Here is a 13589-nt window from a genome sequence, read left to right as displayed (position 1 = left end):
GGTGTATAGTATTTTCAAGTAATTGAAATACTTGTCTTAAGCGAGGGATATGTTAAAGACATTGATTGCCTTTTTATGTGTTTTATTAACTGCGTGTATGGTTGGCCCCAATTACCGCGAACCCAGAGTACCTATTGCTCAGAAATGGGTAAATCACAATCAATCTGTCAAAGAAATAAAAAATAAGCCGCGGCAAGAAGAAGCCTCATGGTGGAATGTATTCCACGATCCGACTTTGACCAAATTAATTACGATGGGGTATCACAACAATTTATCTTTACAAAGCGCTGCTATGCGAGTGCTTCAAGCTCGCGCGCAATTAGCACAATCGGTTGGGGAGCTGTATCCACAAGAACAAGCGCTCATGGGAAACTTAACCTACAACCGAATTGGCGGGGGGTCATTGCAAAGCTTGCTTCCAAGCAATTTTTGGACGGATATGGTTGGCGCCACAGCAAGCTGGGAAATTGATTTTTGGGGGAAATACCGCCGCGCTATTTTAGCAAACGATGCTGCTTTTTTAGCGTCTTTTGCCGCTTATGATAATGCTTTAGTTACGCTAATTTCTGATATTGCATCAACTTACGTCAATATTAGAATGAATGAGGAATTAATCCAGATCACGAAAGAGAATATACGCGTTCAAGCTGAAGGCCTTAAGTTAGCGAAAGCACGTTTTAAAGCCGGTGAAACCAGCCTTTTAGATGTTGAGCAAGCTCAGGCAGAACTATCTCAAACTCAATCTAAACTGCCTAAATACCGAAGCGATCTACAGCAACAAAAGGACTTGCTCGCCGTATTGCTCGGTACAACACCCGATCGAATGGATGCTTGTTTAGGCAGTGCAAAACCAGGGATCCCTAAAGCACCATTATCAGTGGCGGTCGGCATACCCAAAGAAACCATCGCAAAACGCCCAGACATCTATCAAGCACGGCTTGAAGCCATTGCGCAGTCCGAATCGATTGGTGCAATTAAGGCTAATTTGTTTCCCTCATTTTCCTTAACGGGGACTTTTGCGTTTGCTGCTAACACAATCGGAACTAATTCCTTAAGCGAAACATTTAATTGGGCGAATCGAAATGTTACCGCAGGTCCTGGATTTAACTGGCCCATTTTAAACTATGGCCAAATTACTAATGCAGTTCGAGCTCAAGATGCCGTCTTTCAAGAATCTCTATTTAACTATTTGAACTTGGTCTTAAAAGCCCAGCAAGAAGTACAAGACAACATTACGAAATTTACTGAATCAAATAAAACACAGTCGTTTCTTATAACTGCGAATCGCGCGGCCATTCAATCCACTAAATTGGCTATGGTTCGGTATAAAGAGGGTGAAGCGGATTTCACCACTGTTTTAGATGCAGAGCGTCAGCAGTTAAGTGTAGAAACTTCCTTGGCTACTGCTAAAGGCGAAACACCCAAAGCACTTATTGCGTTATATCGTTCATTGGGCGGTGGCTGGCAAATTAGAAAATGTAATGACATTGTACCTGAGCGAGTTAAAGCGGTCATGGCTGCCCGCACAAACTGGGGTAATTTGCTATTACAGCAAAATCATCAGCCCCCATTAACCAAAGCGAAACAACTTCAAGATTTGTATTTACCAAATTGGTGATAATATGGATTCAGTTAAACGAAAACAAGTTCTCAAACTAATCATCATTGTGATCGTGGTTGTATTTATTGTAGATTGGCTCGCACGATCCTTAACAAAAGATAAAATCATTACTCCTCCCCCTCCCACGGTCATTGTTCAAAAACCCGATTTAAAGCCTATGACAGAATACGTTACTCAGACGGGAACGGTCGTAGCATATAACTCCGTGAATTTAGTGGCTCGTGTACAAGGCTATTTGCAGGCTATTAAATTTACTGATGGAACGTTAGTAAAAAAGGACGATTTGCTTTTTATCATCGAACCGGAACCCTATTTAGAGCAGCTTAAATCGGCTCAAGCGACAGTCGAAGCTCGAAAAGCTGCTTATGCTTATGACTTATCTGAGTACCAGCGCCAAAAAAGAATGTACAAACAAAACGCAACCTCTTTAAATAGCGTTGAAAAATGGGAAGCTAAAGTCGAGGAAACCAAAGCACAAATTGATAAAGCTGAAGCAGATGTTGTTAACGCAAAAATCAATTATGGCTATACACACGTACTAGCACCTTTCGATGGCCGAATTGGCCGCCATTTGGTTGATGTTGGCAATTTAGTTGGTCATGGAGAAGCCACTGAATTAGCCACCATTGAACAAATCAGTCCTATCTATGTCTATTTCAATCTAAACGAACTGGATGTGATTAAACTTCGACAAGCCGCACGTGCTGCAGGATTTAAGCCATCAGAGATAAATACAATACCAGCCTATGTCCAAATGCAAGGTGAGACTGGATTCCCACATGAGGGAAAACTAGATTACGTAAGTACTGGACTAAATGCGTCCACCGGCACATTAGAATTCAGAGCCTTATTGGCAAATAAAGATTTTACCTTATTGCCAGGATTATTTGTCACAGTGAGAATTCCAATTTCTAAGCCTAAACCAGAATTAACTGTTCCAGATACGGCCATACTCTACGATCAGATTGGTCCTTATCTTTTGACAGTAAACAGCAATCAAGAGGTGGTTCAAAAACGTGTTCAAACTGGGGCCAAAGAACAAGGAATGCATGCAATTATTAAAGGACTCGACTCCAATGATGAGGTCATTGTTTCAGGATTGCAGTTCGCAACGCCAGGGAACAAAGTGACACCTAAAACAGAGAAACAATAAGTATGATTTCTGAATTTTTTATTAATCGCCCCGTTTTAGCAAACGTTATTGCCATACTGCTCGTCTTTCTGGGTATGATTGCAATTTATATTTTACCTGTTGCACAATATCCTGCCATTGTGCCACCAACGATTCAGGTGTCTACGACCTACCCTGGAGCCGATGCGTCAACACTCATTAACACCGTTGCCCTCCCCATTGAACAACAAGTCAATGGGGTGGAAAACATGCTCTATATGCAGTCTACCAGCACCAATAACGGCAGTTACAATTTAATTGTTACGTTTGAAATTGGCACTGATTTAAACTTAGCGCAAATGCTTGTGCAAAACCGTGTCCAAGCTGCCATGGCACAATTGCCCATGTCGGTGCAAAAACAAGGTGTCTTAGTACAGCAAAAATCTACTGCCATCTTGCAGTTTGTCGCACTCACCTCCGAAAATGATGAATATGACGGCTTGTTTCTAAATAACTACGCCACCATTAATATGCAAGATGAGCTATCGAGACTCCCTGGAGTGGGCAACGTGATTGTATTTGGATCAGGTAATTACGCCATGCGCATTTGGCTTGATCCTAGAAAACTGTATGCCTATTCTTTAAATCCAAGCGATATCATTAATGCGATAAGTGAACAAAATAAGGAAATCTCAGCCGGCCAAATTGCAGCTCCCCCTACGATTGGTTCGGAACCTTATCAATTAACGGTCAATGTTCCTGGGCAACTAACCAATCCAGAAGAATTTGCCAATATTATTGTCAAAACCATACCTACTCAAGCCGACGAGAGTGCTAACAAAAGCACGAGTGCTCAAATTATTCGGATAAAAGATATTGGTCGTGTTGAACTTGGTTCGTCCAATTACAGCCAACTTGCAAAATTAAACAATAAACCAGCAGCAGCTATCGGTATATTCCAGCTGCCTGGTGCAAACGCATTAGAAGTGGCTGAAGAAGTGCGAAAAACCGTTGAGAAAATGTCCAAGCAATTTCCGCCAGGTTTAAAATATTCTATTCCTTTTGATACCACGGTATTTGTTGAAGAATCAATAAATGAAGTATACAAAACACTCTTTGAAGCGGGTATTTTAGTACTCATTGTTATTCTTGTATTTTTACAAAATTTTAGAGCAACGCTCGTGCCAGCGACTACGGTGCCGGTAACCATCATTGGCGCGTTTATTGCCATGCTTGCCTTGGGATTTAGCATTAACTTGTTGACCTTGTTTGCTTTGGTTTTGGCGATTGGGATCGTCGTTGATGATGCGATAGTCATTGTTGAAGGCGTTTCTCAGCATATTGAGCGAGGCATGCCTCCAAAACAAGCATCCATTACAGCCATGAGAGAACTGATTGGCCCTATCTTAGGAATAACTCTTGTACTTATGGCCGTCTTTGTGCCAGCAGGATTTATGCCTGGGCTAACTGGTTCAATGTATGCGCAATTTGCTTTGGTGATCGCTGCCACAGCGTTTATTAGTGCGATTAATGCGATGACATTAAAACCTACGCAATGCGCGATGTGGCTAAAACCAATTGATCCCAACAAGAAAAAAAACATATTTTTCCGAACCTTTGATAGATTTTATAATCCTTTAGAAGCTTGGTATACCCGATTAATTGATCGACTCGTGCATCACAGTAAAAAAGCATCCATCATCGGCGCTATTTTCGTGGTTATTGCCATCATTGGACTGAGTCGAATCCCAACAGGCTTTATTCCCATTGAAGACCAAGGATATTTAATTTTAAATGTATTGCTGCCTGATGGCGCAACGTTAGATCGTACTGAAAAAGTATTAGAAAAGCTTTCCAAAGAAACATCAAAGCTTGGTGGCGTAGCGAATGTTATTGCTATTGATGGTATTTCTTTATTAGACAACAACACGCCTTTAGCTAATGCAGGCGTAATTTATGTCATGTTTAAGGACTGGAGTGAGCGAGGTAAGGATGAAGATTTACGTGCCATGTATACAAAACTTAACGACATCGCCCAAAAGACCTTGAACGCAGAAGTGATGGTCATTGTACCTCCTCCAATTCAAGGATTAGGATTATCGGGGGGCTTTCAGATGCAGGTTGAAATTCGGGATGGCACGTTTGATTATCGTAAATTACAAGATGTTACCGATTATTTAATTAACCAAGGAAATTTACAACCTTCTGTGCAAAGATTAATGACCTCGTTTCGTGCAGAAGTGCCACAAATTAAAGCTCCGATTAATCGAACCAAAGCAGAATCGTTAGGGGTTACCTTAGGTGATGCCTTTGATACATTACAAACTTATTTAGGCTCTTCTTATGTGAATCTATTTACAAAATTTGGTCAGGTGTTTCAGGTCTATGTTCAGGCAGATGCGCCCTATCGAATGACTGTGGAAGATCTCAGACAGCTATATGTGCGAAATAAATCCAATGAAATGGTACCACTAGGTACTTTAACTGACATCGATTATACCGTCGGACCTGCCATCATTTCACTTTATAATTTGTATCCCTCCAGTAGCATTAATGGCGTTTCTGGAACAGGTTATAGTTCGGGTCAGGCTATTGATACAATGGAAAAGGTTGCAAAGCAATATTTGCCCTCAGGGATGTCTTATGAATGGACCAGTACCGCTTATCAAGAAAAAGTAGCCGGTAATTTAAGTTATTATATCTTTCTAATGTCACTCATCTTAGTGTATCTAATCCTCTCTGGACAATATGAGAATTGGTTTACTCCAGCCTCAATTTTATTTAGTGTCCCTTTGGCCTTAATCGGGACAGTCATAGCCCTATCTGCTCTAGGATTGTCAAATAATATGTACACGCAAATTGGTATCTTGCTCTTGATTGCTTTAGCAGCGAAAAACGCCATTTTAATTGTCGAAGTAGCAAGAGAACAACGTGAAATCCATGGTAAAACCATCTTAGAAGCAGCTGTTTTGGGTGCAAAAATTAGATTTAGACCGATTTTAATGACATCTTTTGCCTTTATCATGGGGGTCATGCCGCTGGTATTTGCCACCGGTGCAGGAGCCAATGCACGCCGTTCTATCGGAATCGCAGTAGCCAGCGGAATGGTGGCATCGACCTGCCTTGCTGTGGTATTTGTCCCAGCTTTTTATGTTTTAATTCGTACATGGTATGAACATAGATGGATGAAAAAACTGTTGAATGAAACGAGTACTCTAGAGCAAAGCTAAAACTTGGCATAAAGATCGAATTAAACGTCTACTTGGCACGACGCATTCAGGCCATCTTTGCAGGAAATGGCTATCCTCAAGTTGGACAGGAATTTTGGGTACCAAGTCTCATCTATTGCTTGTTATACGGGTAAGAATTAAACTATCGCACCTTGTATTGATTCGTCATTGAACAGAGCAAAACGATGGAAAAGCCGTATTTAGAACAAACCACCCCTCTTTTAAACCATGGGTCTCGCCGATTTGTAAACAGTATCAGCCAGATTATTTTTATGGGACGTTGGTTGCAAGCCCCACTCTATCTTGGGCTTATTTTTATTCTAACCGCCTACGTCTATCGCTTTATGGCAGAACTCGCTCATCTAATGGCTCATATTACTTCCGCAAATGATACTCAAATTATGCTGGGCGTATTGGATTTAATTGATGTGGTTATGATTGCTAACTTACTTATTATGGTGATCATGGGTGGCTACGAAACCTTTGTATCCCGTTTAAATATTGATTCTCATCCAGACCAACCTGAATGGTTGGATCATTTAGACGCCGGGGCTATGAAAATCAAGCTAGCCTTGTCACTTATAGGGATTTCATCGATTCACTTGCTTCGTACTTTTATTGAGCCGTCCAAACAAAGCAATGATGCTGTGATGTGGCAAGTCATAATTCATCTAACGTTACTCGTTTCTGCATTGACGATAGCTTACACCAACCGCTTATTGAATAAATAAATCGTTGCAAAGCGATTAATCTAAGAGCTCTTGTAAATTTTTTCCACGATTATAATGGTTGAAGTTTTCCCAAGGATCATCGATTTGTCCAAGTCTCCTAAAAATATTTTTAATCGTATACGATTGAGGAGTTAATGATTGATCATGAACTTCCTCCCAACTGATGGGTGTTGCTACTGGCGCACCCTCTTTTGCCCGTAATGAATAGGGTGCAATCGCAGTCATTGCATAGTCATTTCTTAAAAAATCAATAAACACGTTCTGACCTCGTTTGTTCTTTCTTTGTTCTAACGTGGTGATATCAGGGCATTGCTCATGAAGATTTTGAGCAATATTACGCGCCAATTTTTTAATGACATCAAACGTGTGATTAGGTTCGATAGGAATGTGAACATGCAATCCTCTTGAACCGGAAGTTTTAACAAAACTATGAAGATTGTATTGGTCTAAGAGATTTTTTAATGCCTTACTCGCTGTACGTACTTTTTCAAAATCATTATCGGATGGATCAAAATCAAAAATAATTTGATCCGGCTTTTCAAGTGAAGACATGGTCGATAAAGCAACATGCAATTCAATAACGTCTTGTCCTGCGAGATAAACCAAAGCTTTTTCAGATTCTATACCCACCATATTCATTGTGGATTGATCTTCTTTTGTAGGAACCGTTAAATTTTTAACATAATCAGGAAAATAATCTGGGCGATGTTTATTGAAAAATCCATCTTCATCAATGCCATTTGGATAACGCTTTAGTGTAATGGGTCTATTTTTAACAAAAGGAAGCATGTAGGAAGAAATTTTATTGAAATATTCCGCAACATATTCTTTAGAAACATCGGATTTAGGATAAAGCATTTTATCTGGATGAGAAATCTCAACGCCTAAAATATTCATTTTCGCTCCAATTATGCATTTGATTTATCCTCGCGATGAACATCTTTTGCGTCTTTATCTTTGCGAAGGCCGACAAATCGGGGATGCCTTAGCTTCCCGTTTTGAGTCCATTCAGTGAATCCAACTTCTCCAACAAGTTCTGGCTTAATCCAATGAATGTGCTCTTTGGTTCCATCATAATCATCAAAAGGACAGGAATCTTGCTCTTTTTTTTTCATCTTCTTATGCATAAACTCAAGAAAATCATCATCAAAACCAGTTCCTACGCGTCCTGCAAATTTTAGTTCTTCCTCGTCATAATACCCAATCAATAAAGCACCAAACCCTATTCGTTCGCCTTGGGGATCGCTATAACCTCCAATAACAAATTCTTGTTGATGCACACATTTAAACTTCAACCATTTTTTTGAACGATTATGTACATAGGACGAGGTAGCGTCTTTTGCAATCAATCCTTCCCAATCTTTATCGCAGGCTGTCTTTAAATAACGCTCTCCTTCTTGATTTCGATGTGGCAAATATCGAATAGGAGATTCATAATGAAAGGCTTGTTTTAGTAAGTATTTTCGCTTTCGCAAAGGTAACTGTTCTAATCCATATCCATCGTAGTATAAAAAATCAAATACATACGCATAGACCGGATATTTATTTAATAGGTTTTCATCAGGATTTTTTACATGCATTCGATGTTGTAAACGCTCAAAGCTTGTAACTTTTTTATCAAAGGTAACCAACTCGCAATCAAGAATAAAATTACCAGACATCTTTTTTAAGGCGTTTGCAATTTCTGGATAAAATTCTTTTTGCTCTTCGTGATTACGAGAAATCATACTCACTTCATCATCTTTTTTGTACAAAAGACAACGCTCTCCATCTAACTTGCGCTCATACATCCATTCTTCATCTGAAAAGTAATCGTGTGTCAGTGTGGCAAGCATTGGATCAATGGATTTGCTTTGTCCTCTTTTTTCAAGCTTTTTCTTCAGATTAGATGGCAATTGATTTAATAATTTATTCATCATCACCCTCTTCTTTAGCAATTTCATCCATTGACCGACCTGTTAGCACAGATTTAGGCTCGGTGCTGGTTGGGTTTCTCCTAGCATCGGCTTTATCATCCTCCAATTTAAAGATAACCCATTGTTCATCTTCTTCATCCTTGTCTTGATTTATTCGAGCCATAGCATAGCCACCCATTATTTTTTCACCATCAAGACGAAATTTTAAAGAACCTCCTTTTAAAGCATCCGACATGGATTTTTCATGCTCCTCGTTATCTACTAGAGGTTCGTAATGGCCAAAATCCCAAACCATAACTGTGCCAGCTCCGTATTCTCCTTCAGGGATAACGCCTTCGAATTTGGCATATTCTAAGGGATGATCTTCCGTACGTATTGCAAGTCTTTTTTCGTTCGCAGCTGTTGAAAGTCCTTTTGGAACAGCCCAGGATACTAATGCATCATCAATTTGCATGCGAAAATCATAATGCAATTGGCTGGCATCATGTTTCTGAATGACAAAAATACGATTGAATTCCTTGGTTTTAGAATTTCCTTTAGGTTCATGGGTCTTACGAAAATCACGTTTTTTCTGATAATGCGCCAAATCCTTTTTAGCCATGAAATGAGTTCCTTTTTTAACCAGATTAAGCCTGTTTGACTTAAGTATAGAAGTTCTCAGTGAGAATGCATTGGGTGCTTAAATACAGTTTTTTAGCTTTGAGAAATTCTGAATATTAGTGATAATGCTTTAAATACTAATAAAGGACTGAATCAAATGCCTAAAGAAATACAACATATTATCACCTTAGGGGATAGCTTATCTGACCGCGGTACAATGGATCATCGTAAATTATTCGGCTTTATCCCGATGGCAGGATTGAGCGGCTTGAAAGGTCATTCTAGGTTAGGTCGGTTTGGAAACGGTCTTGTTTGGGATGATGATTTAGCCATCGAGTTATATGGTCAATATACAGAAGAATATGAAAAAAAACGACATGACGCCCTGGCAAAAAAAGGTATTACCATTAAACATCAGGATATAAATACTCCAGAAGAAATGATTAACGAAAATGTAATAGGTAATTACCGTGAAGTACAATTTTGTAACCAGGATCTTATGAGAAATTATAATGAAGGTGGACTAACCTCGTATGACTGGAGTGGAAATATTTCAGCGGATATTTCAGTCGATGCTAAATCTAGAATTTTAGCAAATTTAGCTCAAAAACGAGCCTTACTACTTAAAGATGATGAAGCACGTGGCATTGAGCAAAAGCACAAAGATAAATCGTTAATTATCGAATGGTCTGGCGCAAATGACTTGATTACGGTTCATTCGAATATTTATCACCCTGATGGATTAGAAAAAGCCAAAGAGCAAGCCCAAAGTGCTATCGAGGCTAGAATCCAAAACGTTCAAGCTTTGTATGAACAAGGCTATCGAAATTTTATGTTATTTAATTTGCCTGATTTATCGTTAACACCTCGATTCCAAAATCCTGAATTATTAAAAGCGTATGTACCGGATGTTAATCACCACGAGCAAATTAGAAAAAACGCACATCAAGTTTGTGAGTATTTTAATCAAGAATTATCTAGTCAGATCCAGTTGTTAAAAGAATCATATCCCGATATTTCTCTTGATCTATTTGATGTGAACACGATTTTTTGTGATGCCTATCAGCATCCAGAAACCTATAAGCTAAGTCCAGCCTTAAAAACACATGGTGTTTCACTCGATTTTCCAGAGATAAAACATCAGGTAAATGCAACGAATAACGATGGTTATATGTTTTGGGATGACGTTCATCCAACGTCTACAGTCCATGAGGTCCTCGCGGATAAATTCCAACTAAAAGCGAGTGAAAATTATCATTTTACTGCTCCCCATGAATCGTTATTACACATTTTCAAAGAAGGTTATGGACAGCAGTTAGAGGATGATAAAGGTGCATGCTTTGGTTTTTTCAGGCACTCCAGGATTAACTACCTCGACCCTCATTTAAAACTTGAAGATGTTTTTTATCATGGCTTAAAAGATAAAGGCTATCGCACGCGTTCTATTTTAGTTTCCTTGGGTTGGCTCACCCATCAAGGAGATTTAGCCGCAACGAATCACCCAAAGTTGGTCGAAGCCTATGAACATGTAATCTCACCCGCTCCTTCCACCACCGCTGCCTACGCCGTTTAGACATTGCTTGGCTCGGAGGTAAGAACACTCTGAGCCAAGCGTTTAATCTGTTATTATTCTCATCGGATTGTTTTTATATTTGACAATATGGAGAATCGTTTCTAAATTTTAACAAGCGAAGAAAGGGAATTTATACATGGACCTTCTTTTTGATTTTGATGGTACATTAGCAGATTCAGGCGATATCGTATTTAAAGCGCTTTGTGCGAGCGCTCGAAATCAACTTACTCTTGATGAATTAAGAAATCTACCATCTGATCAGGTCATTCCAAGTCTAGGGATCTCCTTACTGAAGCTTCCCTTTTTGATATTAGAAATTCGGTCTGAAATTCGTCGAAACATCAATTCATTGCCATTAGCACCCGATATGAAAGAAACGCTTAAAACCTTAAATAAAGAAGGACATCGATTACATATTGCTTCATCAAACTCGACAAAGAATATTAATGAATTTTTAAAAAATCATGAAATTCATCACTTCTTCTCATCTATTTCAAGCTTATTCACAATTTTTGGGAAAGCAAAAGGTTTAAGAAAAATTATTGCCGATTATAAGATCAATTTGAATAATGCTTTATATATTGGAGACGAAACAAGAGACATTGAAGCCGCTAATCAAGTAAATATAAAAAGTTGCGCCATTTGCTGGGGATATAACTCCGAATGCATACTGCAAACATATAATCCTGATTTTCTTATAAAAAGCCCAATACATTTGCTAAGAACTATTGACGAACTCAATTCATAGGTTAATCATGAGTAAGAGAAAAATATATATTGGTACATCTGGATGGAATTATGATGACTGGGATGAGGATTTTTATTCTAAGTCTAATGGTAAGGAGGTTCATTTACAGATCTATGCTAATCATTTCAACACGGTTGAATTAAATAGTAGTTTTTATCACCTACCATCCCCAAGCGAGATACAAGATTGGCGGAAAAAAACGCCTAAAACATTCTTGTTTTCTTGTAAAGCAAACCGCTATATCACACATATGAAAAAACTAAGCGACCCGAAAGAACCGATTAATCATCTTCTCAAAACACTTAAACATTTTGAGCAACAATTAGGCCCCGTGCTATTTCAACTACCGCCTTATTTGAAGCTGGATCTTGAACGATTAAATAAATTTATTAATAACTTACCTAATAAGTATCATTACACGTTTGAGTTTAGAAATAAAAGTTGGTTTTGCGATAAGGTGTATGAGTTACTCCAAAAAAACAATATAACGTTATGTTTTTATGATTTTAAAGGTTATCAATCTCCCGAAATAATCACCAGTGATTTGATTTATGTAAGACTCCATGGCCCTGAAAAGGAACCCTACCAAGGACGTTACGATGGCCGAACTCTTGCAGGGTATGCGCAAAAATTTCTGAATTGGCAAGAGGAAGGAAAGTCGATATTTTGTTATTTTGATAACACAAAATCCTGTGCTGCTCCTTATGATGCTAAATTTTTACTCGGAAGTCTTAGTCGACAATCCTAATAATAGACATAAGTATTATGCTATACTCATAATCGCAAAGACTTTAACAGGCCAGGAACAATTTATGGTTAAAGAAATGAAAAAACGCCTCGATGAACTGCGTGAAAAGGAAAGGCGCTCGCAATTAGAAGAGCAAGAATTTAGAGAGCTTATGTTAAACAAGCGAACGCCCACTAAGTCTTATCCATATACATTGCACTCTGATGAAGCTTCTTCTAAAGAAACCGAAGAATTTAAAGCCGTGATTGATGATTATATGGACTTCGTTGGTGAGTTTGCAAAGCAAAGACCTGTAGCTCAAGAAGGATTACTAAAACTTGATTTTCCATCGCCTGAAAAAGCTATTGATTTCTTTCAGCAACAAGCGAGTAAAAATCGTTCCTTTATTGTAGTGGATGAGAAAACAAATAAGGTCTTAGCTTATTCGAATGGAGATGGACAATTATATCATGGTGATGGGAATCTCTTTAAGCCTGGCGATAAACTGACGCGCTCAGAAATTGATTTCAAGGATTTTCACGCACCTAAATCAGGCACAATTCGCCCTTAATCGTTTTTTTTATCAACAGCTATTGGTGTTTTTCACTTTGTTCTATAGAATATCACACCCTTACTGATTTTGATAAAAATTGAACACTCAGTCTTTCGAAGATGATATTCACCAATATGGATTTCACATTATTGATAATTTTTTAGGTGAATCCGATTACCAGGATCTTCTTACAGCCATCGCAACAAAATACCAATTAGGTCACTTTCGTTTAGCTAAAATTGGAAATAACGAGAATGTTCAACAAAAACGAGCCATACGCAGCGATCATATCTATTGGCTGGACTCATTCTCTGATCATGTAGGACTTGAAGCCTATATGGCTGCAATTGAAATGATTAGAAATCTGCTTAATCAGGCTTTTTTTTTAAGTTTAGTTGAATTTGAAGCCCATTTTGCTGCTTATGCTCCTGGCTCATTTTACAAAAAACATATCGATCAATTTATCACCACTCAAGAACGAAAAATATCCTGCGTTTATTACTTAAACACCAACTGGCTGCCTGAGCATGGTGGCGAATTATCCATTTATAACCCAAAAGATGAATTGTTAGCCACTGTACAACCTGTCGGTAATAGAATGATTTGTTTCAATAGTGAATTACCTCATGAAGTGCTTCCCACAACCAACATGAGATACAGCATTACTGGGTGGTTTAAAACACGACCTGTGCTTCCATTTTGAGGAGATCCAAGAAAATACTTGACCCTATCTTTCATCTATCTATAGACTCTAATAGTTCAAAAAGTGTATGAAAATG

Annotated in this window: 12 protein-coding genes; 9 read left to right on the top strand and 3 right to left on the bottom strand. The window is 38.6% G+C overall.

Features of this window, described 5'->3' with window-relative positions; all coding sequences use genetic code 11:
• The first annotated feature begins 49 nt into the window (after positions 1-49).
• The 4 genes from E1O41_RS00745 to E1O41_RS00730 all read left to right on the top strand — a co-directional run bounded on the left by E1O41_RS00745 (position 50) and on the right by E1O41_RS00730 (position 6693).
• The gene (locus E1O41_RS00745; protein WP_131775395.1) at positions 50-1618 is read left to right on the top strand and encodes an efflux transporter outer membrane subunit; all 1569 of its coding nucleotides are present in this window, start codon (positions 50-52) and stop codon (positions 1616-1618) included.
• Between the two features lie 4 nt (positions 1619-1622).
• The gene (locus E1O41_RS00740; protein WP_131775394.1) at positions 1623-2774 is read left to right on the top strand and encodes an efflux RND transporter periplasmic adaptor subunit; all 1152 of its coding nucleotides are present in this window, start codon (positions 1623-1625) and stop codon (positions 2772-2774) included.
• Between the two features lie 2 nt (positions 2775-2776).
• A complete protein-coding gene (locus E1O41_RS00735; RefSeq protein ID WP_131775393.1) occupies positions 2777-5962 on the top strand; it encodes an efflux RND transporter permease subunit in 3186 nt (1061 codons plus the stop codon).
• Between the two features lie 185 nt (positions 5963-6147).
• A complete protein-coding gene (locus tag E1O41_RS00730) occupies positions 6148-6693 on the top strand; it encodes a TIGR00645 family protein (protein ID WP_131775392.1) in 546 nt (181 codons plus the stop codon).
• Between the two features lie 15 nt (positions 6694-6708).
• On the opposite strand, the gene ligD (E1O41_RS00725) is transcribed toward E1O41_RS00730, so the two are convergent.
• Genes ligD (E1O41_RS00725) through E1O41_RS00715 form a run of 3 tightly spaced genes read right to left on the bottom strand, consistent with a single transcriptional unit; the run spans position 6709 to position 9210 of the window.
• Positions 6709-7590, bottom strand: coding sequence for a non-homologous end-joining DNA ligase (gene ligD, locus E1O41_RS00725; protein ID WP_131775391.1), 882 nt, complete (start codon positions 7588-7590; stop codon positions 6709-6711).
• Positions 7591-7601: 11 nt separating this feature from the next.
• Positions 7602-8612, bottom strand: a complete 1011-nt coding sequence (ligD, locus tag E1O41_RS00720) for a non-homologous end-joining DNA ligase (RefSeq protein WP_207384495.1) — start codon at positions 8610-8612, stop codon at positions 7602-7604.
• Positions 8602-9210 carry a DNA polymerase ligase N-terminal domain-containing protein gene (locus E1O41_RS00715; RefSeq protein ID WP_131775390.1) on the bottom strand — a complete coding sequence of 203 codons (609 nt, stop codon included), beginning with the start codon at positions 9208-9210 and terminating at the stop codon, positions 8602-8604. The genes ligD (E1O41_RS00720) and E1O41_RS00715 overlap by 11 nt, the downstream gene beginning before the upstream one ends.
• 156 nt (positions 9211-9366) lie before the next feature.
• Between E1O41_RS00715 and E1O41_RS00710 the strand changes: the two genes are divergently transcribed.
• From E1O41_RS00710 to E1O41_RS00690, 5 genes are all read left to right on the top strand, one after another.
• Positions 9367-10782: an SGNH/GDSL hydrolase family protein gene (locus E1O41_RS00710; protein ID WP_131775389.1), complete on the top strand. Its 1416-nt coding sequence runs from the start codon at positions 9367-9369 to the stop codon at positions 10780-10782.
• 136 nt (positions 10783-10918) lie between these two features.
• Positions 10919-11530 (top strand): HAD-IA family hydrolase, encoded by a 612-nt coding sequence (locus tag E1O41_RS00705; protein WP_131775388.1) that lies wholly within the window; start codon positions 10919-10921, stop codon positions 11528-11530.
• Between the two features lie 7 nt (positions 11531-11537).
• Positions 11538-12278: a DUF72 domain-containing protein gene (locus tag E1O41_RS00700; protein ID WP_131775387.1), complete on the top strand. Its 741-nt coding sequence runs from the start codon at positions 11538-11540 to the stop codon at positions 12276-12278.
• Between the two features lie 64 nt (positions 12279-12342).
• Positions 12343-12828 (top strand): hypothetical protein, encoded by a 486-nt coding sequence (locus tag E1O41_RS11935; protein ID WP_131775386.1) that lies wholly within the window; start codon positions 12343-12345, stop codon positions 12826-12828.
• A 79-nt stretch (positions 12829-12907) separates the two neighbouring features.
• On the top strand, positions 12908-13513 hold the full coding sequence (locus tag E1O41_RS00690) for a 2OG-Fe(II) oxygenase (RefSeq protein ID WP_131775385.1): 606 nt from the start codon (positions 12908-12910) through the stop codon (positions 13511-13513).
• Positions 13514-13589: the final 76 nt, after the last annotated feature.

This window comes from Legionella impletisoli, from assembly GCF_900639875.1.
Lineage (GTDB): Bacteria > Pseudomonadota > Gammaproteobacteria > Legionellales > Legionellaceae > Legionella_A > Legionella_A impletisoli.
The sequence above is the reverse complement of the archived record's forward strand: the minus strand, read 5'-3'. Positions and strand labels throughout refer to the sequence as shown.

What these genes read in the sequence shown, in the direction of transcription:
- E1O41_RS00745 (WP_131775395.1), top strand. Translation starts at nt 50, where the DNA reads ATGTTAAAGACATTGATTGCCTTTTTATGTGTTTTATTAACTGCGTGT.
- E1O41_RS00740 (WP_131775394.1), top strand. Translation starts at nt 1,623, where the DNA reads ATGGATTCAGTTAAACGAAAACAAGTTCTCAAACTAATCATCATTGTG.
- E1O41_RS00735 (WP_131775393.1), top strand. Translation starts at nt 2,777, where the DNA reads ATGATTTCTGAATTTTTTATTAATCGCCCCGTTTTAGCAAACGTTATT.
- E1O41_RS00730 (WP_131775392.1), top strand. Translation starts at nt 6,148, where the DNA reads ATGGAAAAGCCGTATTTAGAACAAACCACCCCTCTTTTAAACCATGGG.
- ligD (WP_131775391.1), bottom strand. Translation starts at nt 7,590, where the DNA reads ATGAATATTTTAGGCGTTGAGATTTCTCATCCAGATAAAATGCTTTAT.
- ligD (WP_207384495.1), bottom strand. Translation starts at nt 8,612, where the DNA reads ATGATGAATAAATTATTAAATCAATTGCCATCTAATCTGAAGAAAAAG.
- E1O41_RS00715 (WP_131775390.1), bottom strand. Translation starts at nt 9,210, where the DNA reads ATGGCTAAAAAGGATTTGGCGCATTATCAGAAAAAACGTGATTTTCGT.
- E1O41_RS00710 (WP_131775389.1), top strand. Translation starts at nt 9,367, where the DNA reads ATGCCTAAAGAAATACAACATATTATCACCTTAGGGGATAGCTTATCT.
- E1O41_RS00705 (WP_131775388.1), top strand. Translation starts at nt 10,919, where the DNA reads ATGGACCTTCTTTTTGATTTTGATGGTACATTAGCAGATTCAGGCGAT.
- E1O41_RS00700 (WP_131775387.1), top strand. Translation starts at nt 11,538, where the DNA reads ATGAGTAAGAGAAAAATATATATTGGTACATCTGGATGGAATTATGAT.
- E1O41_RS11935 (WP_131775386.1), top strand. Translation starts at nt 12,343, where the DNA reads ATGGTTAAAGAAATGAAAAAACGCCTCGATGAACTGCGTGAAAAGGAA.